General features: G+C 33.5%; 26 protein-coding genes. 24 read left to right on the top strand and 2 right to left on the bottom strand.

Annotated features, from left to right (window positions below):
• Window positions 1-15 precede the first annotated feature (15 nt).
• Entirely contained in the window at window positions 16-1077 is a 1062-nt protein-coding gene (locus CLU81_RS13035; RefSeq protein WP_099710213.1) for a UDP-glucose--hexose-1-phosphate uridylyltransferase, read from the top strand.
• Window positions 1078-1353: 276 nt separating this feature from the next.
• A complete protein-coding gene (locus tag CLU81_RS13030; RefSeq protein WP_099710212.1) occupies window positions 1354-3054 on the top strand; it encodes a sodium/sugar symporter in 1701 nt (566 codons plus the stop codon).
• Window positions 3055-3411: 357 nt separating this feature from the next.
• Here CLU81_RS13030 and CLU81_RS13025 read toward each other — a convergent pair whose 3' ends face one another.
• Window positions 3412-3813, bottom strand: a complete 402-nt coding sequence (locus CLU81_RS13025) for a helix-turn-helix domain-containing protein (protein ID WP_099710211.1) — start codon at window positions 3811-3813, stop codon at window positions 3412-3414.
• 140 nt (window positions 3814-3953) lie between these two features.
• Entirely contained in the window at window positions 3954-5204 is a 1251-nt protein-coding gene (locus CLU81_RS13020) for an NAD(P)/FAD-dependent oxidoreductase (protein ID WP_099710210.1), read from the bottom strand.
• A 101-nt stretch (window positions 5205-5305) separates the two neighbouring features.
• Between CLU81_RS13020 and hutH the strand changes: the two genes are divergently transcribed.
• The 22 genes from hutH to CLU81_RS12905 all read left to right on the top strand — a co-directional run bounded on the left by hutH (window position 5306) and on the right by CLU81_RS12905 (window position 24537).
• Complete coding sequence (gene hutH / locus CLU81_RS13015; RefSeq protein ID WP_099710209.1) at window positions 5306-6826, top strand: histidine ammonia-lyase; 1521 nt, start codon at window positions 5306-5308, stop codon at window positions 6824-6826.
• A gap of 39 nt (window positions 6827-6865) precedes the next feature.
• Window positions 6866-8074, top strand: coding sequence for a WG repeat-containing protein (locus tag CLU81_RS13010; RefSeq protein ID WP_099710208.1), 1209 nt, complete (start codon window positions 6866-6868; stop codon window positions 8072-8074).
• A 61-nt stretch (window positions 8075-8135) separates the two neighbouring features.
• The gene (gene fabG / locus CLU81_RS13005) at window positions 8136-8867 is read left to right on the top strand and encodes a 3-oxoacyl-ACP reductase FabG (RefSeq protein WP_099710207.1); all 732 of its coding nucleotides are present in this window, start codon (window positions 8136-8138) and stop codon (window positions 8865-8867) included.
• 211 nt (window positions 8868-9078) lie between these two features.
• A complete protein-coding gene (locus CLU81_RS13000) occupies window positions 9079-10314 on the top strand; it encodes a beta-ketoacyl synthase (RefSeq protein ID WP_099710206.1) in 1236 nt (411 codons plus the stop codon).
• On the top strand, window positions 10307-10561 hold the full coding sequence (locus CLU81_RS12995) for an acyl carrier protein (protein ID WP_099710205.1): 255 nt from the start codon (window positions 10307-10309) through the stop codon (window positions 10559-10561). Before CLU81_RS13000 ends, CLU81_RS12995 begins: the two co-directional genes overlap by 8 nt.
• Window positions 10561-11439, top strand: coding sequence for a lipid A biosynthesis acyltransferase (locus tag CLU81_RS12990; protein WP_099710204.1), 879 nt, complete (start codon window positions 10561-10563; stop codon window positions 11437-11439). Before CLU81_RS12995 ends, CLU81_RS12990 begins: the two co-directional genes overlap by 1 nt.
• Before the next feature lie 337 nt (window positions 11440-11776).
• Window positions 11777-12679 (top strand): hypothetical protein, encoded by a 903-nt coding sequence (locus CLU81_RS12985; protein ID WP_099710203.1) that lies wholly within the window; start codon window positions 11777-11779, stop codon window positions 12677-12679.
• A gap of 16 nt (window positions 12680-12695) precedes the next feature.
• A complete protein-coding gene (locus tag CLU81_RS12980; RefSeq protein WP_099710202.1) occupies window positions 12696-13829 on the top strand; it encodes a beta-ketoacyl-ACP synthase III in 1134 nt (377 codons plus the stop codon).
• Window positions 13829-14260, top strand: a complete 432-nt coding sequence (locus CLU81_RS12975; protein WP_099710201.1) for a hypothetical protein — start codon at window positions 13829-13831, stop codon at window positions 14258-14260. The genes CLU81_RS12980 and CLU81_RS12975 overlap by 1 nt, the downstream gene beginning before the upstream one ends.
• Before the next feature lie 7 nt (window positions 14261-14267).
• Window positions 14268-14732 (top strand): ABC transporter permease, encoded by a 465-nt coding sequence (locus CLU81_RS12970; protein ID WP_099710200.1) that lies wholly within the window; start codon window positions 14268-14270, stop codon window positions 14730-14732.
• 272 nt (window positions 14733-15004) lie between these two features.
• Window positions 15005-15409, top strand: coding sequence for a hypothetical protein (locus CLU81_RS12960; RefSeq protein WP_099710198.1), 405 nt, complete (start codon window positions 15005-15007; stop codon window positions 15407-15409).
• Window positions 15409-16407 carry a BtrH N-terminal domain-containing protein gene (locus tag CLU81_RS12955; RefSeq protein ID WP_099710197.1) on the top strand — a complete coding sequence of 333 codons (999 nt, stop codon included), beginning with the start codon at window positions 15409-15411 and terminating at the stop codon, window positions 16405-16407. The genes CLU81_RS12960 and CLU81_RS12955 overlap by 1 nt, the downstream gene beginning before the upstream one ends.
• A gap of 61 nt (window positions 16408-16468) precedes the next feature.
• Complete coding sequence (locus CLU81_RS12950; RefSeq protein ID WP_199174603.1) at window positions 16469-17167, top strand: ABC transporter ATP-binding protein; 699 nt, start codon at window positions 16469-16471, stop codon at window positions 17165-17167.
• Window positions 17157-18440, top strand: a complete 1284-nt coding sequence (locus tag CLU81_RS12945; protein ID WP_199174566.1) for an ABC transporter permease — start codon at window positions 17157-17159, stop codon at window positions 18438-18440. The genes CLU81_RS12950 and CLU81_RS12945 overlap by 11 nt, the downstream gene beginning before the upstream one ends.
• A complete protein-coding gene (locus CLU81_RS12940) occupies window positions 18415-18864 on the top strand; it encodes a thioesterase family protein (protein ID WP_099710195.1) in 450 nt (149 codons plus the stop codon). The genes CLU81_RS12945 and CLU81_RS12940 overlap by 26 nt, the downstream gene beginning before the upstream one ends.
• Window positions 18865-18972: 108 nt before the next feature.
• Window positions 18973-20124: a beta-ketoacyl synthase gene (locus tag CLU81_RS12935; RefSeq protein WP_099710194.1), complete on the top strand. Its 1152-nt coding sequence runs from the start codon at window positions 18973-18975 to the stop codon at window positions 20122-20124.
• Between the two features lie 20 nt (window positions 20125-20144).
• On the top strand, window positions 20145-20759 hold the full coding sequence (locus CLU81_RS12930; RefSeq protein ID WP_099710193.1) for a hypothetical protein: 615 nt from the start codon (window positions 20145-20147) through the stop codon (window positions 20757-20759).
• 15 nt (window positions 20760-20774) lie between these two features.
• Window positions 20775-21254 carry a hypothetical protein gene (locus tag CLU81_RS12925; RefSeq protein ID WP_099710192.1) on the top strand — a complete coding sequence of 160 codons (480 nt, stop codon included), beginning with the start codon at window positions 20775-20777 and terminating at the stop codon, window positions 21252-21254.
• Window positions 21255-21284: 30 nt separating this feature from the next.
• On the top strand, window positions 21285-21902 hold the full coding sequence (locus tag CLU81_RS12920; RefSeq protein ID WP_099710191.1) for a 3-oxoacyl-ACP synthase: 618 nt from the start codon (window positions 21285-21287) through the stop codon (window positions 21900-21902).
• A gap of 2 nt (window positions 21903-21904) precedes the next feature.
• The gene (locus CLU81_RS12915) at window positions 21905-22162 is read left to right on the top strand and encodes a phosphopantetheine-binding protein (protein ID WP_026727250.1); all 258 of its coding nucleotides are present in this window, start codon (window positions 21905-21907) and stop codon (window positions 22160-22162) included.
• A 117-nt stretch (window positions 22163-22279) separates the two neighbouring features.
• A complete protein-coding gene (locus tag CLU81_RS12910) occupies window positions 22280-23479 on the top strand; it encodes a beta-ketoacyl synthase (protein WP_099710190.1) in 1200 nt (399 codons plus the stop codon).
• Window positions 23479-24537, top strand: a complete 1059-nt coding sequence (locus CLU81_RS12905) for a beta-ketoacyl synthase N-terminal-like domain-containing protein (RefSeq protein ID WP_099710189.1) — start codon at window positions 23479-23481, stop codon at window positions 24535-24537. Before CLU81_RS12910 ends, CLU81_RS12905 begins: the two co-directional genes overlap by 1 nt.
• The last annotated feature ends 15 nt before the right edge of the window (window positions 24538-24552 follow it).

The following is a 24552-nucleotide window of genomic DNA, read 5'->3' as shown; positions in this document are numbered from 1 at the left end:
ACCACCAGTACAAAAATGAAAAACTTTGACATTAACGAGGACCCTCACAGACGTTTTAATCCATTAATAAACGAATGGGTTTTAGTATCACCTCATCGCGCCAAACGTCCGTGGCAAGGACAAAACGAAACTATTTCAACTGAAGCTTTACCAAAATACGACGCAACGTGTTATCTGTGTCCGGGAAATGTTCGCGCCAATGGTGTAAACAATCCTAACTACGAAAGCAGCTTTGTTTTTGAAAATGACTTTGCTGCAATGAAGCAGGACGAAATTATTTTTGAAGAAGATATCAAACACACTTTTTTTAAAGCAAAACCAGAACAGGGAATTTCAAGAGTTGTTTGTTTTTCTCCACGACACGACCTGACTTTACCAGAAATGGATATTGACGGAATTGAAAATATTATCAAAACCTGGCAAAAAGAATACACTGATTTAGGAAGTATTAAATACATCAATCACGTTCAGATTTTCGAAAATAAAGGAAGCGTTATGGGTTGCAGTAATCCGCATCCGCATGGACAAATCTGGGCACAATCATCATTGCCAACTCAGGTTGAGAAAACACAAATTAGCCTAAAATCTTACTTTGATAAAAACGGAAGAACTCTTCTTGAAGATTATGTAAAAGCAGAATTAAGAGTTGGAGAACGTGTTGTAATCGAAAACGATCATTTTGTGGCTTTGGTTCCTTTTTGGGCAATTTGGCCTTATGAAACTATGATTGTAAGTAAAAAAGCGATTAGCAAAATCACTGATTTTACTGCAGAAGAAAGTACCGCTTTTGCTAAAATCCTAAAACAATTAACAACAAAATACGATAACTTATTTAGTACTTCGTTCCCATATTCTTCAGGAATTCACCAATCTCCAACAGATGGTTTAGAACATCCTGAATGGCATTTTCACATGCATTTTTACCCACCATTATTACGTTCTGCGACGGTTAAGAAATTTATGGTTGGATACGAAATGTTAGGAGAATCGCAGAGAGATATTACTCCTGAAAAAAGTGCCGAAATTTTAAGACAACAGTCTGAAGTACATTATAAAAAAGAAGGAAAAATTAAATAATAAAAGCGCTTAACGAACGTCATTTAAAAATTTAACAGAATAATTTTATTTATAAATGTAAAAAACACATTTAAAATAGTGTAGTTCTCATTTTTTATTTTACTTTTGGCTTTCGCTTACATTTTCATAAAAAAATAACAGAATAAAAACATATATCACATTAAAAACCACAAGTGAATAACAAAAACATGGTTTCGGAATTATCCTAATCAAATAATTTAAAAGCCACAAATAATAAAACTATCATCTATACTAATTTTTAAAATACTACTAACAATGAACCAGAACCTCGCTTTCGCAGATTATGCGGTTTTTATTATCTATTTTATCGTAGTTTCTGCCTACGGTTACACCGTTTACCGCAAGCGTAAACAAGACGAACAAGATGCTAAAGCTTACTTTTTAGCTGAAGGAAATTTAACTTGGTGGGCTATTGGAGCTTCTCTGATTGCATCAAATATTTCAGCTGAACAATTTATCGGAATGAGTGGTGAAGGTTTCTTTTTAGGAATTGCCGTTGCTGCTTATGAGTGGATTGCTGCTATCGCATTGATTATCGTTGCGGTTTGGTTTATTCCGGTATATCTTAAAAATAAGATTTATACAATGCCTCAATTCTTAAAAACACGTTATAATGAATCGACTGCGTTGATTATGGCTGTTTTCTGGCTGTTTTTGTATGTTTTTGTAAACTTGACTTCTATCTTATATCTTGGAGCAGTTGCAATTAATGGTTTAGCGGGTGGAGAATATCTGCACGTAATCATGATTGGATTGGCTGTTTTTGCTTTGTTTATTTCTCTTGGAGGAATGAAAGTTGTAGCTTATACTGACGTTATTCAGGTTGCTGTTTTGATCATTGGAGGTTTGGTAACTTCTTATATTGCACTTACAACTGTTGGACAATATTTTGGAGTTGGCGAAAATGCTATTGAAGGTTTCAAAGTTTTAATGAGAGAAGCTCCGGAACATTTCAAAATGATTATCCCAAAACCACACGATACTGTAGTTACGGCACAAACTTCTCAACTTGCGATTGACAAATACTTAACTTTCCCTGGATTATTATCTTACTTAGCTGGTATCTGGATTATCAACTTGAACTATTGGGGTTGTAACCAATACATTACTCAAAGAGCTTTGGGTGCTGATTTACAAACTGCTCGTACAGGTATTTTGTTTGCTGGTATCTTAAAATTATTAATGCCATTAATCGTAATGTTGCCTGGTATTGCTGCTTATGTTTTATACCAAAACGGACATTTACCTCAATTAGTTGGAGGAAAAGATGGAGCTTATTCTGCTGTATTGACTTTCTTGCCAACAGGATTAAAAGGACTTTCTGTAGCTGCTTTAACTGCTGCAATTGTGGCTTCATTGGCTGGAAAAGTAAACAGTATTTCGACAATTTATACTTTAGATATTCATAAAAAATACATCCAAAAAGAAGCTGGCGAAAAACAACAAGTAAACATTGGTAGAATTGCCGTTTTTGCTGCAATGCTTTTGGCTGTTTTATTTACATGGAATGACCTTTTAGGAATTGGCGGAGTTGGTGGATTCACTTACATTCAAAAATACACAGGTTTTATTAGCCCGGGAGTTTTCGCAATGTTCATCCTTGGTATGTTCTGGAAAAGAACAACTGGAGCTGCGGCAATTGTTGGAGTAATTTTAGGATTCTTATTATCTGTTTTATTCAATGAATATGCTCCGGCATTATTCGGAAACGAGACCTTATTATATACTGCTTATTCTAATGGTAAAGGAGCATTCGAAATTCCGTTCCACATTTGTATGGGATTATCATTCTTCTTCACAACATTAGTAATGGTGTTAATCAGTTTTGCTGGACCAAAAGTTAATCCAAAAGCTTTTGAATTAGATTATGAAATGTTCAAAGTAAAACCACAAACAACTGTTTTAATCGTAATCACTTTATTATCAATTATCGCATTGTACGTTAAATTCTGGTAGTATAATTTTTACTATATATTTTTTGAAGAAAAAAGAGGATATCAAAATTGGTATCCTCTTTTTGTATTTAATTGTGTCAATTACGTTTTATATTTTAACAGAGAAATGATACTAAAAATCATGTAATATTCCGTAGGAATATCTCATTGGTAAAAAAATAATAGCGACCAATTGTGTGTCCTGTAAGGACACCTGTTTTTATAGAAATAACAATTTACACAAATCAAACGTTCCTACGGAAAGATGTATAACCGCAATTCAAATTCAATTCTACCGAGCAGACATTCCTACGGAATGATTTATAAAAAAAAGCCCCGAATAATCAGGGCTTTACTTTTTAAAATATTATATAAAAGCTTATTTCAGCTTCATTAATTTTTCTAAATATTCAACTTTATCTTTTTCAGATTGAACTAAACGTTCGTAAAGTTCCACAACTTTATCAAGAGGATTGAAAGTACAATGATTTGAATATGGAGCATTAACGATACTACCTGTAATATCATTATCATATATGTTATTAAAATAATTAATAGCAGCTTCGTCAGAGAAATTTTTAATTGCTTCCGCAGTTACACCAAGTGCTTTTGCTACTTCAATCAATTTTTCTTCATCGATAGTTTCACTATTTTCAATAGCCGAAACAGTTTGTTGACTAGTTCCTAAAGCTTGTGCCAATGCTTCTTGTTTCATATCTCGAAGTTCACGAATGCGGCTAATTTTTCGTCCTATATGATTTGGTTTTATTATTGTACTCATAGCTCAAAGATAATAATTAAGAATAAAAACAGAATATGTATCATACATCATGGCACTTGTAAGATACCAATTAATACATTCAAACCAATAAATGTCTGACCGAACAAAAATACAACTTTTCAGACATAAAAAAACCCTGATTATTCAGGGTTTTGTTCTTTTTGCATATTCAGTAAATACGCCATATTTGCGATCACATGATCATGTTTCTTCACAAAAGGATTTTCTTCGTTCCAGACATAACCTGCCAAAACCGAACAAATTTTCTCTTTTACTTCTGGATTTTCCGGTTGATGGAAAAATAATGTCTGAAGATTTCCTGTGTACCATTCTTTCACGTAAGTGGTAAAAACAGCAATTCCGCGTTTCATATATTCGGTAAATTCAACTTCCCAATTTACTTCGATTCCTTGTGATTCTTTAAGGTATAATTTGGCCGCCAACATTCCTGATTCTGTCGCAAAAGCAACTCCGGATGAAAAAACCGGATCCAAAAATTCAGAACTATTTCCTGTCAAAGCAAAACCATCACCATACATTCTTTTTACGGCTCTCGAATAATTTTCGAGTTTTACGGGTTCAAACAAAAACTCTGTTCCTTTAAATCTTTTGATATAATAATCTGATTTCTGAATCGCATTTCTTAGAGCTTCAGCATTGTCTTTATTCTCAGAAAGCGAATTGATAAAATCCGTTGGACCAACAACTCCTAAACTTGTATTTCCATTCGAAAAAGGAATTACCCATAACCAAACTTCTGTTTCCAGAATATCAAAAGAAATCTGAGTTCCCTCAATACCTTCTTCTCTATTGATGTCTTTTACGTGTGTAAAAATCGACGAATGCGGATCTAGTTTTGATGGCGTATCAAGATCTAAAAGTCTTGGCAAAACACGGCCATATCCGCTGGAATCAATTATAAATTTAGCGTGAATTTCTTTTAGGTTTCCTTCTTTGTCTTTTACGATTGTTTTAGAATTTTTCCCTTCAAAAGAAACTTCCAAAACTTCGGTTTCAAACTCCAGATCAATTCCTTTTCTAAGTACTTCCTGCGCCATTGTATTGTCAAAATCAGCACGCGGAACCTGCCACGTCCAATCCCAGCCTTCACCAAATTTCTGGCTAAAATCAAAAACACAAATCTCTTCTCCTCGAATGAATCGTGCTCCAAGTTTCTTTTCAAAATTCATCGCATCAAGACTCTCAAAAAGCTCAGCTTCTGCAAAATGATCCATAACTCTGGGAATCAGGCTTTCGCCGACAACCAGTCTTGGAAATTTTGTTTTTTCTACTACTTTAATTTTAACATTATTGTTATGAAGATACGACGCAGAAACACATCCGGACGGTCCTGCACCGATCACTAAAACATCTACAAACTCCTTTATCATAATAAGAATGTTATTAATTATTAACTTACATTTGCCTTCATCAAAATAACTACATTTATTTTGATAAATAAAATTAAATTAGCGCAACAAAAAACGATTTAATGAACACAATTAATGAATATTTAAGTTTAGCAGAATTCGAATCTATTATTTTTGGAAATAACAAAGTTGCAATCAGCGATGTAGTCCTAAATCGAGTAAATGAAAGCTTTAATTTTCTGAAAGAATTTTCGGGAAATAAAATTATATATGGTGTAAATACTGGCTTTGGGCCAATGGCTCAATACCGAATTAAAGAATCTGACCAAATTCAATTACAATACAATTTAATTAGAAGTCACTCTTCCGGAACCGGAAAACCTTTAAGCCCAGTTTGTGCAAAAGCAGCAATTTTGGCTCGTTTAAATACTTTGTCATTAGGGAATTCAGGAGTTCATCCTTCGGTAATTCACTTAATGGCAGAATTGATCAATAGAGATATTACTCCACTTATTTTTGAACACGGAGGCGTTGGTGCCAGTGGAGATTTAGTACAATTATCACATTTAGCTTTAGTTTTAATTGGCGAAGGCGAAGTTTTTTATAAAGGCGACAGAAGACCAACTCAAGAGGTTTTTGAAATCGAAGGTTTAAAACCAATTCAGGTAGAAATCAGAGAAGGTTTGGCTTTAATAAACGGAACTTCTGTAATGACCGGAATTGGAGTTGTAAATGTTCATCACGCTAATAAATTATTAGATTGGTCGCTAAAATGTTCTTGCGCCATAAACGAATTGGTTCAGGCTTATGACGATCATTTCTCTGAGGAATTAAACCAAACCAAACGTCATAAAGGACAACAGGAAGTAGCTCAAAGAATGAGAAAAAATCTTTCTGACAGTACTTTAATCCGTAAAAGAGAAGACCACTTATATTCGGGAGAAAATACCGAAGAAATCTTCAAAGAAAAAGTTCAGGAATATTATTCGTTACGTTGTGTACCTCAAATTTTAGGTCCGGTTTTAGAAACGATAAACAATGTTGCTTCTATTCTTGAAGACGAATTTAACTCGGCAAACGACAATCCTATTATAGATGTAAAAAACAAACACGTTTATCACGGAGGAAACTTCCACGGCGATTATATTTCGCTTGAAATGGATAAACTGAAAATTGTTATTACCAAATTAACGATGTTGGCAGAACGTCAATTGAATTATTTATTAAATTCAAAAATCAACGAAATCCTTCCTCCATTTGTAAACTTAGGAACATTAGGATTTAATTTCGGAATGCAGGGCGTTCAGTTTACTGCAACCTCAACAACTGCCGAAAGTCAAATGTTATCAAACCCAATGTACGTTCACAGTATTCCGAACAATAATGACAATCAGGATATTGTAAGTATGGGAACAAATGCAGCGGTAATTACCTCGAAAGTAATCGAAAATGCTTTTGAAGTTTTAGCAATCGAGATGATTACAATCGTTCAGGCAATTGATTATTTAGCACAGAAAGATCAAATTTCATCTGTAACTAAAAAATGGTACGATGATATTAGAACCATAATTCCAGTATTTAAAGAAGATCAGGTTATGTATCTTTTTGTTCAAAAAGTAAAAGATTATCTGATCAATAGTTAAGACTTTATTTCACATTATTAATATTGAACCTTTAAGACCATGAAAAAAACACTTATTTTTTTATTCGTATGTTGCATTCAATTTGTTAATAGTCAAGAATTGGCTTTAGTTAAAAAAGACTCTAAAATTGGATATATTTCTAAAGATGGAAACTTTAAAATTGAGCCTCAATATAAATCTGCAAAGAGTTTCTCTGAAGGTTTGGCCGCTGTAGAAAACGGTGGAAAATGGGGTTTTATTGACACAAAAGGGAGCTGGGCAATTCCGGCAACTTTTAGTGATGCTAAAGAATTTAACAACGGAATAGCAATCGTAAAAAACGATAAAGACTGGGTGTATATTAATACTAAAGGTGAAATTCAGAAAGCACCAACTTCTGAAAAATTGTATGATTTTGATAATGGTGTTGCTTTTATAAAACAAGGAGATAAAATTGGTTTAATCAACCCGAAAATGGAGGTTGTTTTGCAACCAAAATACGATATAATTAAACCGTTTGAAAATGGTTTTGCAAGAGTTGGAATCAATAAAAAATGGGGAATTATTAATACTTCGGGAAAAGAATTGGTTGAACCTGCGTATGACGAAATCGGAAATTATTTTAAAAATACAATCTGGGCAAGAAAAGACAAAACCTTTGGAGTTGTAAGCGCAGGAAATTTTATTGCTGTTGATGGTGCCGAAAAAATCTGGGACTTTGATACTCAGGATTTGACTTTTGCTAAAAAGAACGGAAAAATTGGATTCATTGATTTAAAAGGAAACTGGGTAATTACTCCTATATATGATAAAGCAAAAGCATTCTCTAAAAATTTGGCTCCGGTTTGCGTTGGATCTAAATGGGGATATATTAATCCAAAAGCTGAATTCGTAATTGAACCAACTTATGGTGATGCAGAAGTTTTTAGTACAAACGGATTAGCGCCTGTAAAAGAAAAAAATTGGGGTTTTATCAACGAATCAGGAAAACTGGTAATCCCAACACAATACGGAATTACAGCAAATGGAATTATTGCCATGTTTGTAAAACAAGATAAAGGTTTTATCGATGGCGTTGCAAGAGTAAAAAATGAAGGAAAATGGGGATTCCTTAAACCAGACGGAACTGTATTAAGCAATCAATGGTTTGAAAATGCTGAGTTATTTTCGAAAGGATCAGAAAAAATTCAAGCAACTGAAAGTGTTACTGAGAAACCAAAAGCAGAAACAAAACCTGCGGCGAAACCAGCAACTAAAAAGAAGAAATAATAGTTATCTCCTATCAAAAAGGGCATAACATTTTGACCTATAAAAAACAAAATCAACATAAATGAAATGTGTATTAGTAACAGGCGGTTCAAGAGGAATTGGTAGTGCTATTTGTAAAAAACTGGCAGTTGAAGCCAATTATCATATTCTAATTAACTATCATTCGAATAAAACAGCTGCCGAAGAAACACTTCAGGAAATACAAAAATTAGGAGCAACGGGAGAAATCTTAGGTTTTGATGTTTCGAATTATGAAGAAGTACAAACCACTTTAACAAAATGGCAGGAAGCTAATCCTGAAGCACTTGTTGAAGCGATTGTAAACAATGCCGGAATTACAAAAGATGGTCTTTTTATGTGGATGACTCCCGAAGACTGGAATGGCGTTGTTAATACAAGTGTAAGCGGTTTTTTTAATGTTACACAGTTTTTTATTCAAAAAATGTTACGCAATAAATATGGCCGAATCGTAAATATGGTTTCCGTTTCCGGAGTAAAAGGAACGGCGGGACAAACTAATTATTCGGCAGCAAAAGGCGCGATTGTTGCTGCTACAAAGGCATTGGCACAAGAAGTTGCTAAACGAAATATTACTGTAAATGCGGTTGCTCCGGGGTTTATCAGAACTGATATGACAAGCCAATTGGACGAAAAAGAATTACTAAAACTAATTCCGGTAAATCGTTTTGGAGAAGCCGAAGAAGTAGCAGATTTGGTAAGCTTTTTGATCTCTAAAAAATCAAGCTACATTACAGGCGAAATTATCAATATAAACGGAGGAATATATTCTTAATAGTTCCTAAGTTTGTGAGACTATTTTAAGTTTTTTTAAACGTCGAAAATTGCTCGCAAAGACGCAAAGTCGCCAAGCTTTATTAAAAGGCTTACTTATAAAGAATAAACTTTGCGTCTTTGCGAGATTAAAAAATAAAGAATAGAGTAAAGAAAACTTTGCGAGATTAAAAAGATTACACTTTAAGGATATAAAAATACTTTGAAAGACGATGAATAAGAGAGTTGTAATTACTGGAATGGGGATTTATTCTTGTATCGGAACTTCTTTAGATGAAGTAAAAGAATCTTTGTACAACGGAAAATCCGGTATTAAGTTTGACGCCGAAAGAAAAGAATTTGGTTTTCAATCTGCCTTAACGGGAATGGTTCCGAAAGCGGATTTAAAAAACTTATTGACCCGCAGACAACGTATGAGCATTGGTGAAGAAACCGAATATGCTTATATGGCAACAATTGAAGCATTAAAAAACGCCAATATCGACGATGCCTTTTTCGACAATCGCGAAGTGGGAATCATGTACGGAAACGATAGTGTCTCAAAAGCTATTATTGACGCCACAGATATTGTTCGCGAGAAAAAAGATACCGCTTTAATAGGTTCCGGAGCCATTTTTAAATCCATGAATTCAACGGTAACAATGAATTTATCAACGATTTTTAAACTTCGCGGAATCAATCTTACTATAAGTGCCGCTTGTGCAAGTGGATCACATTCTATAGGTTTAGCTTATTTTTTAATAAAAAGCGGATTTCAGGATATTGTAATTACCGGAGGAGCTCAGGAAATCAACAAATATGCAATGAGCAGTTTTGACGGATTAGGTGTTTTTTCGAATAGAGAAAACGAACCTGAAAAAGCTTCACGCCCATTTGATGCTGATCGCGACGGATTAATTCCGAGTGGTGGCGGTGCAACGTTAATACTTGAAAGCTATGAATCGGCAATTGCCAGAGGCGCCAATATTATTGCAGAAGTTGTAGGTTATGGATTCTCCTCAAATGGTGGACATATCTCGACGCCCAATGTCGAAGGTCCGTCTATAGCCATGCAACGAGCGCTTGACGATGCACAATTAAAAGCAACCGACATTGATTATATAAATGCACATGCAACTTCAACTCCGGTTGGAGACGGAAACGAAGCAAAAGCTATTTTTGAAGTGTTTGGTGAGAAAAATCCTTACGTAAGTTCTACAAAATCAATGACAGGCCACGAATGTTGGATGGCTGGAGCCAGCGAAGTAATCTACTCTATCTTAATGATGCAGAACGATTTCATTGCTCCGAACATCAATTTGGAAAATCCTGATGAAGATGCTTCTAAATTAAATTTGGTCAAAACTACTTTAAACAAAAAATTTGACATATTTTTGTCCAATTCCTTCGGATTCGGAGGAACCAACTCTGCGTTGGTGGTTAAAAATTTTAAATTGAACGATGAATAAAGAAGAGATTATAGCAAGAATTAATGGTTTTTTGGTTGATGAATTTGAAGTAGATAATGATGATATTGAACCAGATGCTAATCTAAAAGATACACTTGGGTTAGATAGTTTAGATTATGTAGATTTAGTAGTTTCTATTGAATCTAACTTTGGTGTAAAACTGGTTGAAGCTGATTTTGTTGGAATTGCTACTTTTCAAAATTTTTACGACCTTATAGATACCAAACTAAAAGCTAAAGCTGTTTAATGAGTCAATGGGATGGCAAATCAAAAGGAACAGTTTTAGGCTATAGAATATTCGTTTTTTTAATACAAAAAGCGGGTGTCAAGGCTGCTTATGGCTTACTTTATTTTGTTGCTTCTTACTACTTTTTGTTTCTGAAGAAAAGCAATCAGGCTATTTTTTATTATTTTAAAGAAAGACTGAACTATTCCAATTTCAAATCAAGAAAAATGGTTTTCAAAAGTTATTACACTTTTGGACAGACCATTATTGATAAAGTTTCCATTTCTGCAGGAATGCGAAATAAGTTCACTTATGAATTTGACGGAATCGAGATTCTGAAAAAACTTCTTGCCGAAAAAAAAGGTGGTGTCTTAATTAGTGCCCATATTGGAAATTTTGAAATTGCCGAACATTTTCTGGGCGATATCGATCTTAACTTTCAAATCAATTTAGTTACTACAGATTTAGAACATTCTGCAATAAAAAATTATCTGGAAAGTGTCACTCAAAAACCAACCGTAAAATTTATAATTATCAGAGACGATTTATCTCATATTTTTGAGATCAATGCAGGTTTGGCTAATAATGAATTGGTTTGTTTTACCGGCGATCGTTATTTTGAAGGAACGAAATCTCTTTCTGAAAAAATTCTGGGTAAAGAAGCCAACTTTCCTGCTGGTCCATTTTTAATTGCTTCGCGCCTGAAAGTTCCCGTAGTTTTTGTTTATGTAATGAAAGAACCCAACTTACATTATCATTTATACGCAAGAGAAGCAACCGTAAAACACCGCGACGAAAAAGCATTATTGAAAGAATACGTAAAAAGCGTTGAAAGCATCGTGCAGAAATATCCATTGCAATGGTTCAATTATTTCGATTTTTGGAATGATCTAGGATAACAAAGTAAAGAATCTCGCAAAGACGCGAAGTCGCAAAGTTTTTTCTCATTTTTGTCATTTCGACGGAGGAGAAATCTCCACAAGTAACTCGACAAAGATTGATATACTTTACGGATAATTGTCGCGGAGATTTCTCCTCCGTCGAAATGACAAACTGTACTTAAAAACTCCTTTTCAATTACAACTTTGCGCCTCTTCGTCTTTGCGAGAACCAAAAAAACCTGCGAAAACCCGTTTAATCAGTTAAACCCGCGGGCAAAAACGTTAAACATTAAACAAGAAAATTCGTTTAAATAAATTTACTTATTTTTGTTTGCAACCAAAGCCTACAAACAAAATGAAAAATGTTCTCGTTATTTTTTATTCCCAATCCGGACAACTAGAATCGATTGCGAAAAATATTGCAAAACCATTCTTAAATTCAGAAGAGATAAAAGTAACTTTTCACGAAATACAATTAGAAAAGCCATTCCCGTTTCCATGGAATAAAACTTCTTTTTTTGATGCTTTTCCTGAATCTTTTTTACAGATTCCAACAAAGCTCAAACCGGTTTCTGAAGAAATTTTAAATACAAAATTTGATTTAGTTCTTTTTCATTATCAAGTTTGGTTTTTATCGCCTTCAATTCCAATCAATTCCTTTTTAAAAAGTACTGAAGCCAAGACAATATTAAACAATACTCCCGTTATAACTATTAATGGTTCTCGTAATATGTGGGTTATGGCTCAGGAAAAAATTAAAGTTTTATTACGTGATGCAAATGCAAAATTGGTTGGAAATGTTGCATTAGTAGATCGTGTTGGAAATTTAATCAGCGTAATCACAATTGTAAATTGGATGTTTTCTGGCGTAAAGAAAAGATATCTCGGCTTTTTTCCGCTTCCCGGAGTTTCTGATAAAGACATTCAGGAGTCTGATAAATTTGGAGAAATCATGCTTTCGGAATTTAAACAAAACAAACTTGACGATTTACAGCCAAAATTAGCCGAAATAGGCGCTGTAAAAATCAGTCCGTATTTAGTAACTGTAGATAAAACGGCCAATAAAATTTTTAATAAGTGGTCAAATTTGATTCATAAGAATCAAAAAAACAGGAAAACGCTTCTTAAAATATTTTATGTTTATTTATTCCTTGCAATATGGCTAATCTCGCCAATAGTCTATATATTGCATCTTATTACCTATCCATTCAAGTTCAAAACCATAAAAAAAGAAACTCAATATTATCAAGGAGTTTAGAATACGAAATTTAATTATGTTTGACGTATATATTACCAAAGCCGCAAAATATTTGCCAAATGAAGCTGTTTCAAATGACGAAATGGAAGATTATTTAGGCCTGATAAATGACACTGCCTCAAAAGCAAGACGTATTATTTTGCGCAATAATAAAATTACAACCCGATATTACGCCGTTGATAAAAACGGAAAAAGTACACATAGTAACGCTGAGTTAACACGAAATGCCGTTGCACAACTATTTGATGAAAATTTTACAGATCAGGATCTGGAAGTCCTTTCTTGCGGAACTTCATCACCTGATGTTTTGGCGCCGTCGCATGCTGCAATGGTTCACGGTCTATTAAAAAACAGATCGGTCGAATTAAATTCTTCGATGGGTATTTGCTGTTCCGGAATGAATGCGCTGAAATATGGTTTTCTTTCAATAAAATCAGGAAACTCAAAGAATGCCATTTGTACAGGATCAGAAAAAGTTTCGACATGGCTTTCTTCTCCAAAATACAATCACGAAATTATCAATTTAAAAAATCTTGAAGAGCAACCTATAATTGCCTTCAAAAAAGATTTTTTACGTTGGATGTTATCTGATGGAGCCGGAGCTTTTTTATTAGAAAATAAACCAAGCGGAGAAATTTCATTAAAAATCGAATGGATGGAAGCGTATTCTTATGCATTCGAATTAGAAACTTGTATGTATGCAGGTGGAGATAAATTAGAAAATGGCGAAATCCAAGCCTGGAGCGATTACAATCCGGAGCAATGGTTAACCGAATCTGTGTTTGCGGTAAAACAAGATGTAAAAATATTAGACGAATTTATCCTGCCTAAAGGTGTCGAAAGTATGAGCGATGCAATGGCAAAGCACAATATTACGGCAGATCAGGTAGATTATTTTTTACCACACGTATCTTCTAACTTTTTTGTAGAAGGATTAAAAAATGGATTAAACGAAAAAGGAATTGTGCTTACAGACGAAAAATGGTTTATGAACCTTTTAAGAGTTGGTAATGTTGGTTCGGCTTCAATTTATATTGCACTTGAAGAATTAATGTATTCCGGTAAACTAAAAAAAGGAGATCGCATTTTATTATCAGTTCCGGAAAGCGGAAGATTCTCTTTTGCCTACGCCTATTTAACCGTTTGCTAATGGAAACAATATCTCTTTTAAATAAAGAAGCAGTCGAAAATTTATTACCTCAAAAGTTTCCTTTTGTTATGGTAGATAAAATGTATTCTTATACTGAAACATCATTGGTTTCCGGTTTAAAAATTCAGAGCGACAATATCTTTGTTGATAATAACTCTTTTTTAGAAGCAGGAATAATCGAGCATATGGCACAATCTGTGGCGTTGCATACGGGATATGAGTATTTTTTGAAAAACGAAACTGCACCAACAGGTTATATTGGTTCTATAAAAGATATTGAAATAAAAAAGTTCCCTAAAGTCGACGATACAATTCAATCAGCCGTAACAATCCTGCAGGAATTTGCCGGAATTACTTTGGTTGATATTGTGACTACTTTGAATAATGAAGAAATTGCCCGCGGACAAATGAAAACCGTTTTGGCAAAATAATATACTTATGAAAATTGGAGTTGACATACAAAATTATCTTCCGCACCGAGCGCCTATGCTTATGGTAGATCTAATTTTGGACATAAATTCTAATTTTGTAGAAACGACATTTCTGATAAAAGAAGACAATATTTTTGTCGATAATAACATTTTTGTCGAGGCCGGTTTAATCGAAAATACAGCACAAACCTGTTCTGCAATTGTAGGCAAAAAGTATTTTTTTGAAGAAGACGGAACAGAAAATGAAAACGTAAATGTGATTGGTTTTATCAGTGCATTAAAAAACCTGAAAATACATTTGCTGCCAAAAGCTGGTGATACAATTACAACCAAAGCAAATTTGGTTTCGAAATTTATAGGCGACGATTACACTTTGTGCACAATGAGTTGCGAAAGCTTATTGGAAGACAAAATACTTTTAGAATGCGAAATTAATTTGTTCATTCAAAAGACAATTTCAGTTGAAGAATAATTAAATGGATACAAAAAAACCGCTTAATCATTTACTAATTCGAATAGGAATTTTAATATTGCTACTTATTGCTGTTTTTATAATAAACTCCGATGAATTAGCTTTCTTTTTAAGTCAAGCTTACTGTCTATTTCTGTTGTTAGAAATGATTTATTTTTTTGTCAAAAAAAAGAAAAATTTAGCCATCATAAATCTCACTTTATTAATTATAATCGAAATATTACCCGTTTTAGTTTTTATACGATTAATGATATAGATAAAAAAAAACCGTCATGGAAAAAGAAAATGTACCTCAGCACGATGGAAATTTAAGCAAAAAGAACCTCAAAGAACTTGTTTACGCTACCGATGAAAATGGCAATTATACAACCGCGTTAAGTACCGGTTGGGAACCAAAAGCTATTGCACTTTCCAACGCAATTGACGATATAAAAGAACGTGCAGAAGAAGCAAAAATGAAAGTTCAGATTGGTGAATTAAGTCCGATTTGTTATTATATGGAACTCAATAAAATGGATCTTACCATTCTTGCTGGTTATGTTGAGATGTGGAAATGGCGCGTAAAAAGACATTTTAAACCAACTGTTTTTGCCAAATTAAGTGACAAAATTTTACAGAAATATGCCGACGCTTTTGAGATTTCAATAGCCGAATTAAAAAATATTAAAACCGATTAATGCAAACTAGTTTTACACACCATCAATCTGCTCATTGTGAAAATGGAGTGGCTTCAAATCTGCTAAAAAACAACGGATTAAATATCAGCGAACCAATGGTTTTTGGTATTGGTTCCGGACTTTTCTTTGTGTATTTGCCTTTTATAAAAGTAAACCATGCGCCTGCAATCAGTTACAGAACTTTGCCAGGACAGATTTTTAATAAAGTTGCCAATCGTTTAAATTTAAAAATAAAAAGACAAAAATTTTCTTCGACAGTTAATGCCAATAAAGCATTAGACGAAAATCTAAAAAATAATATTCCAACCGGATTACAAGTTGGCGTTTATCATTTAAGTTATTTTCCTGATGAATATCGCTTTCACTTCAATGCACACAATTTAGTCGTTTACGGAAAAACCGAAACTGATTATTTAATCAGTGATCCGGTGATGGAAACCGTTACCACTTTGACACACGAAGAATTAGACAAAGTACGTTTTGCCAAAGGCGCTTTTGCTCCAAGAGGACAAATGTATTATCCAATTCAGATTCCAAAAGACGTTGATTTTAAAAGTGCGATCATTAAAGGAATCAAAAATACTTGTCGCGATATGCTTGCGCCAATGCCAATTGTTGGCGTTCGCGGAATTAAATTCGTATCGAGACAAATTAGAAAATGGCCTTTAAAACATGGCATTCGAAAAGCAAATCATTATCTCGCACAAATGGTTCGTATGCAGGAAGAAATTGGAACCGGCGGCGGAGGATTCCGTTTTATATATGCAGCATTTTTGCAAGAAGCTTCGGTTATTTTAAACAATGACGAATTGAAAGTTCTTTCGAAAGAAATGACGCAAATTGGAGATTCGTGGAGAGATTTTGCTGTAGAAGCTTCTCGTATTTATAAAAACCGAAGCGCCAAAGAAGACGCTTACAATGCCATTGCCGATGAACTTTTGGACATTGCTAATCGCGAAGAAATCTTTTTCAAAAAACTAAAAAAAGCAATTAGCTAAATATATTTTGCAAACCGTTATAAAAATAGAATCCCTTTCGAAAAAGTACATAAATGCAGAAATGTATTCTTTGAACGATGTTTCGCTGGATATAAATCAAGGTCAGATTTTTGGTTTATTAGGTCCAAATGGTGCCGGAAAAACCACGCTAATCTCGATGCTCTGCGGATTGATAAAACCAACTTCAGGACATTTTACAATTGATGGTTTGAACTATGCCAGCGATTCTTCCAAAATCAAAAAAATTATTGGAGTTGTACCTCAGGAATATGCTTTATATCCAACGTTGACAGCTCGTGAAAATTTGCATTATTTCGGAAGCATGTACGGATTAAAAGGTTCTGATTTGAAAGATAAAGTAATTGAAACTTTAGATCTTTTGGGACTTTTAAAATTTGCCGACAAACGCATTGAAACTTTCTCTGGCGGAATGAAACGCAGAGTCAATTTGATTGCCGGAATTCTGCACAATCCTAAAGTTTTATTTCTGGATGAACCAACCGTTGGTGTTGATGTACAATCTAAAAATGCAATTATAGAATATCTTAAACATTTAAATCAAAACGGAACTACGATTATTTATACGTCACATCATTTGGCTGAAGCCGAAGATTTTTGCACCACAATTGCCATTCTTGACCAAGGAAAAATTTATGCGCAAGGCACGCCATCTGGATTAATTGCTTCGACCGAAAAAGCTAGAAATCTTGAAGAAGTTTTTATTTCATTAACCGGTAAAGATCTGAGAGATGATATATAAAATTTGGATGTCAGTCGTAAAAGAATTTCTCCTGCTCAAACGAGATTTAGGCGGATTAGTCATTTTATTTATAATGCCTTTGGTTTTGGTAATCACCGTAACATTAATTCAAGACAGCACTTTTAAAACCGTTAGCGATAATAAAATTCAGATTTTATTGGTCGACAACGACAACGGTTCGGTTTCTAAAACTGTTTTTGACAATTTAGAAAAAAGTCAGCTTTTTAGCGTTGTTACGCAAATTGACAATAAACCACTTACTGAAGAAGTTGCCCGAGAAAATGTTTACAAAGGAAAATTTCAGTTGGCAATTATAATTCCAAAAAATCTAAGTACAGATTTACAAGCCAAAGTTGATCAGAATGTAGAAAACATTGTGAGCAAAATGGGTTTTACAGATACAATCGCAAAACCAAAAACTTCAAAAATAATTCAGCAAAAAGAAGTCAAATTATATTTTGATCCGGCAGTTCAGCTTAGTTTCAAAAATTCTGTGATGAGTTCTATTGATAAAATGATTTCGCAAATCGAAACAAAATCAATTTACACGACTTTTCAAAATCAATTGGGCGAAGAAAATACTAAGTTCGAACAAAAGAGTTTTATTACTTTTAAAGAAATTGTTCCAAAAGTAAATAACAAAGAAGTGTTGCCAAATTCGGTGCAACATAATGTTCCGGCGTGGACACTTTTTGCAATATTTTTTATCGTGATTCCGTTGTCTATTAATATTGTAAAAGAAAAATCTCAAGGAACATTTGTTCGATTATTGACTAATCCGGTTTCGAATCTAATTGTGATTATTGGTAAAACCATAACTTATTCAGCCATTTGTATGATTCAGTTTTATATGATGGTTGCCGTTGCAATATTTTTATTTCCGCATATTGGTTTGCCTTCTTTAAACATTGAAGGACATTTGTTTTTGATGAGTGTTGTGGCTTTATTTTCTGGTTTCGCAGCCATTGGTTTCGGAATTTTATTGGGAACTATCGCAAGTACACAAGAACAATCTGCACCATTTGGCGCGACAAGCGTAATCATTCTTGCAGCAATTGGCGGAGTCTGGGTTCCAGTTTTTGCAATGCCAAAAATTATGCAGATTATTGCAAAATCATCACCAATGAATTGGGGTCTTGAAGCGTTTTATGATGTTTTATTGCGCAACGTTTCTTTCCTGGAAATCATACCAAAAATAAGTTTGTTATTTTTGTTCTTTATAATCACAACTTGCATTGCATTATTCTATGACAAAAAGAAAAGAACAGTATAACGAAGCAACTTCCTTAACGGTTTCGCATGAAATCAGAATTCGTTTTAACGAAACTGATCCACTGGGGATTGTTTGGCACGGCTATTATATTACCTATTTTGAAGATGGACGCGAAGCATTTGGACGCGAACACGGACTTACCTATTTAGATATTGCCAAAACAGGATTTACAACGCCAATCGTAAAATCAAAATGCGAACATAAATTGTCTTTGCGCTACGGCGATGTCGTAACAATTGAAACAACGGTTGTTGATACTCCGGCTGCCAAAATGATTTATCGTTTTAGAATTATTGACGAAAAAGGCGAAGTTGCGTGTACGGGAGAAACTGTTCAGGTATTTCTGGATAAAGAAGGAAATCTAATGTTGACAAATCCTCCGTTTTATGAAGAATGGAAACGAAAAGTTGGATTGATTAAATAAAAATTCAAACACGAATTACACTAATTTTTACAAATTAAAATCCGTGTAAATATGTTTAATCCGTAGAATCTGCGTGCGATAAAATCTTGCAGGAATAAAAAAGATAAAATGTTAAGAGAAGTATATATCACCGAAACCAATTGTATTACGCCTTTAGGTTTTGATGTTGAAACCAACATCGAAGCGATTCTTCGTGGAGAATCCGGTATTCAATTACATGAAGATACTTCCTTAATGCCGATACCGTTTTATGCTGCAATTATTAATGATGAAAAAATAAACAGTGCTTTTGCAAAAATAAGCGCTGACACAAAATATTCTCGTTTAGAGAAAATGATGATTTTGGCTTTAGAGCCGATTATCAAAAACTCAGGAATTGAATTAAATTCGAAAACTGCTTTTATACTTTCGACCACAAAAGGAAATGTTACGGCTTTAAAAAATGATTCAGAAGAAAATTTTAATAATGCACATTTAGATGTTTTAGCAAAAAATGTTTCGGATTTCTTCGGATTTAAAACACAACCAATTGTCGTTTCGAATGCTTGTGTTTCCGGAATTTTAGCCATTTCTGTTGCCAAAAGAATGATTCAATCTGAACTTTACGACAACATTTTTGTTATTGCCGGAGACGAAGTTTCAGAATTTGTTTTATCTGGTTTTAATGCTTTTCAAGCGATGAGCAATTTGCCTTGTAAACCTTATTCTAAAAACAGAACCGGCGTAAGTTTGGGTGAAGCAACAGCAGCAGTTTTAGTTTCGGCGGAAACCAAAAACGCAAAAATAAAAGTTATTGGAGATAGTTCTATCAACGATGCCAATCATATTTCCGGACCTTCAAGAACAGGTGAAGGTTTGTTTAGAAGTATTCAGAATGCTTTGAAAGAAGCTCAGATAAATCCAGATCAAATCGATTATATTTCAGCACATGGAACCGCAACTCCATTCAATGACGAAATGGAAGCAATTGCACTAAATCGTTTAGATTTACAAAACGTTCCCATAAATAGTTTGAAAGGGTTTTACGGACATACATTAGGCGCTTCGGGATTATTAGAAACCGTAATTGCAATTGAATCCGCAAATCAAAATATACTTTTTGAATCGAAAGGTTTTGACGAAATCGGCGTAAGCGAATCGATTAATGTTATTGAGAAAAATGAAGAAAAAAATATTGAGTTCTTTTTGAAAACGGCTTCTGGATTTGGAGGTTGTAATACGGCGGTGATATTTGAAAAAGTGAAACACGAATTGCACTAATTTTCACGAATTAACTGAAAATGAAATTATCAAAATTCATATTTATAACTCTAATTCTTCTTTCTCTTTTTGGATGTAAAAAGAAAGAAGTGTCTGAATCTGATTTTGAAAAGGATGTCTTAAATAATGTCTTTCTTGAAATTGTAGATTCAATATATATGGATCGAAGAATTATGTATCCTCCACCATTTCCAAGAATAGTTGATTTTAAAACCGGTAAAAGAGATACTGTTGGATATCATAATGAATTAAAAAGATATCAGATTGAACAAGACAGTATTAAAAAAGATAAAAATAGAATTTTAATTGGTGTTCATGATTTTATAGTAAGCAATGGAATCAATGACGACAAATTTGACTTGACTCCATTTAAAGACAATAAAAAGTTCGATTTTCAATATACGTCTAAATTTCCCGAAGAAAGATATTGGGATATAAACGACAAAAAGAGCAAAATGCCTGTTGGTACTATTACAATTCATAAAATTCATTTCAATAAAACTAAAACATCAGGAGTTTTAGATGCAAGTGCTTCATGTGGCGGAGGAAAATGTGGACAGGGATTTCAAATTACAATTGAAAATAAATCCGGGAAATGGCATATTACCAAAATTGTTAATACTTCGGTTTCATAAAATAAATATTCAATTATGAAGGACGATGATATTACATATTTAAAAAAATATATTGAACGAAATCTTAAGAATAAAGATTGTGGTCATTGGGAATATATTGTTCGCCCAGAAATCAGAGATGTTATCAACGCTTTAAGTGAAACTGATAGTGAAAGATTTTCTAAGGAAATTTTCAATTGGGATGAAAAAACGATATATTCATTAGCTGATGAAATCATATTTGGCGATAATAAATACATAGATCAAGATTATCTCTATTGCCATATTTTTTTAAAAATTAATGATACAGAAAAGCTAGATTATTTATCACAAAACTTATTTGCTTGTTTTAATGATTTAAATTTAGAAAAAATCCCTTTAGATTTCTTCTTACAGATGAAAGAGAAAATGAAGAATTTTTACATTATAAAAAATGGAGAAGAAAATCTCGATAATTTCATTACACAAGTAAATAGAGTTATTAATAAAAAAATACAAACGATTGAAAACAAGTAATCAGTATAAATTTTATACTAATTAAACAAAATGACTCAAAATAAAACCTACATACAATCCTATATCACTATTCAAAACAACGAAATTGTTTTGAACGGAACTTCTGTTTTCAAAATTGAACCAACTGATTTTGCTGATTTTTCGAAACAAGCATATCGTAATTTTGACATTCAATATCCGAAGTTTTTCAAAATGGATGCTTTAAGTAAATTGGCTTTTTTAGGATCTGAATTGCTTTTGAGTCCAATAACTTCGGCTGAAAAAGAGAATAATATTGCTTTGGTTTTGGCCAATAAATCTTCGAGTTTAGATACTGATGTTAAGTATCAGGAATCAATTTCGGACAAAGAAAACTATTATCCGAGTCCGGCAGTTTTCGTTTATACTTTGCCAAATATTTGTTTGGGCGAAATAAGTATTCGTCATCAGCTGAAAAGTGAAAATTCTTTCTTTATATTTGATGCTTTCAACGCCGAATTTATGTCGAATTATTCGAATATTTTGCTGAATTCAAACAAAGCCGATACAGTTCTTTGTGGTTGGGTTGAATTTTTTAATGACAATTACAAAGCTTTTCTTTGCACGATTAGTAAAGAAGAAAACGAAAAATACACAAACGAAAATATCAATATATTATATAATAAATAATCATGGAAGCATTAAAAGAAGAATTAAAAAATAAAATCATTACCACTCTAAATCTTGAAGATATCGCAATCGAAGACATTGCTGATAACGATCCTTTGTTTGGAGACGGTTTAGGTTTGGACTCAATTGATGCACTTGAATTGATCGTAATTCTTGATAAAGATTACGGAATAAAACTGGTTGACCCAAAAGAAGGAAAATCTATTTTTCAATCTATTGAAACTATGGCTGCTTATATTAGCGCTAACAGAACAAAATAATTTTTGGCCCGCAGATTAAACTGATTGAACAGGTTTTCACAGATGATGTGAAAACTTTATCAAAGTTTGAAACTTTGACAAAGTTCTAATCTAAAATCTAAAAATCTAAAATCTAAAATGGCAAAAGGTGTTGCAATAACGGGAATGGGAATTATCTCTTCGATTGGAAATTCAGTCGAGGAAAATTTTATTTCGTTAATCGAAAATAAGATTGCTATAACTCGCATCGAAAATATTTCGACCGTTCATGCGGATGTTATTAAGGTTGGAGAAATTAAAAAAACCAATGCTGAATTGGTCAATGAATTGGAACTTTCTGATGATAATAATTTTTCTAGAACTGCTATGATTGGTGCTTTTGCTGCCAAACAAGCTGTTCAAAATGCCGGAATTACATCGATCAACGAATTTAGAACCGGACTTATTTCGGCAACAAGCGTTGGCGGAATGGATATGACCGAAAAGCATTATTACGATTATTTTAAAGATCCTGAACTTACCAAATATATTAGTTGTCATGACGGCGGCGATGTTGCCGAAAAGATTGCCGAAGAATTGGGTTTAAAAGGAATGGTTACTACTATAAGTACCGCTTGTTCATCTGCTGCGAACTCGATTATGTTGGGCGCACGTTTGATCAAAAACGGAAAACTCGATCGCGTTATCGTTGGCGGAACTGATGCTTTGGCAAAATTCACGATCAACGGATTTAAAACTTTGATGATTCTTTCTGACGATTATAACAAACCTTTTGACAATAATCGTAAAGGATTAAATCTTGGCGAAGCTGCTGCATATTTGGTTTTAGAATCTGATGAAATTGTTGAAAAACAAAACAAAAAAGTTCTGGCTCGAGTTTCGGGTTACGGAAATGCAAATGATGCTTTTCACCAAACTGCTTCTTCAGAAAATGGTGATGGCGCATATTTGGCGATGAAAAAAGCTTTTGAAGTTTCGGGTTTAAGACCAAGCGAAATTGATTATATCAACGTTCACGGAACGGCAACTCCTAATAATGATTTGTCTGAAGGAAGAGCTTTACTCCGAATTTATGGCGATGAAAAAGTTCCTGATTTTAGTTCGACAAAACCTTTTACGGGTCATACTTTGGCGGCAGCCGCAGCAACAGAAGCCGTTTACAGTGTTTTGGCAATTCAGAATAGTGTGGTTTACCCGAATTTGAATTTTGAAACTCCAATGGAAGAATTTGATCTAAAGCCACAAACTTCTTTAAAAATGAAAAATATCGAACACGTTTTATCCAACTCTTTTGGTTTTGGAGGAAATTGTTCCACACTTATATTTTCTAAAAGCTAATGAAAACATATATAAATGGAGTAGGTTGTATTTCGGCTCAAAAAACATTTGATACTGTTTTTTTAGAGGAAGCGGTGCACAACCAAAATGACACAATACTTTCGATAGTTTCACCGGTTTACAAAGATTTTATTACGCCAGCCGCAATTCGAAGAATGGCAAAAGGTGTAAAAAACGGAATCGTAGCTTCGGCATTAGCCTTAAAAGATGCAAAGCTCGAAAATGTAGACGCAATCATTACCGGAACTGGTTTGGGATGCATTGAAGATTCTGAAAAATTCCTGAAAAATATTCTCGACAATAACGAAGAGTTCTTAACTCCAACTTCGTTTATACAATCGACACATAATACTGTTGGTGCTCAAATTGCTTTGTCATTACAATGCAAAGGGTATAATTTTACGTATGTAAACGGAGCTGTTTCTTTTGAATCGGCACTTTTAGATGCTAAAATGCAAATCGAAGAAAACGAAGCCAATTCGATTTTAGTTGGCGGAATTGACGAAAATGGCGAATACACAACTTCCCTTTTTAAACTATTAGGCCGAATCAAACAAGATGGTAATCAGCCTTATGATGTTTTAAATCCAACTTCAACCGGAGCAGTTTTTGGTGAAGGTGCCAGTTTTTTTGTTTTAGAAAATCAAAAAAAAGACACTACTTATGCACAGGTTTTAGATGTTGAGATTAAAAACACTTTAGAAGAAAATGAAATTGAAGCGGAACTAATCGCGTTTTTAAAATCCAATAATTTAGAAATTTCAGATGTAGATGCTGTCGTTTTAGGTTTGGATGGTAATATCACTTTTGATTCCTATTATAGAAATTTGGCTGAAAATGCTTTCGCAAAAACGCCTCAATTGTATTACAAACATTTGAGTGGCGAATATGATACGGCTTCGGCTTTTGCTTTATGGATGGCTTCAAAAGTAATCAAGACTCAGGAAATTCCTGAAATTATAAAAGTAAATTCGGTTGAAAAACCAGCTTATAATACCATTTTATTGTACAATCAATTAAACGGAAAAAATCATAGTTTTACGTTACTTTCAAAATGATAACGCATAAAAAAG

Origin of the sequence: Flavobacterium sp. 9, from assembly GCF_002754195.1 — a bacterium.
GTDB lineage: Bacteria > Bacteroidota > Bacteroidia > Flavobacteriales > Flavobacteriaceae > Flavobacterium.
This window is presented reverse-complemented; position numbering and strand designations above follow the sequence as displayed.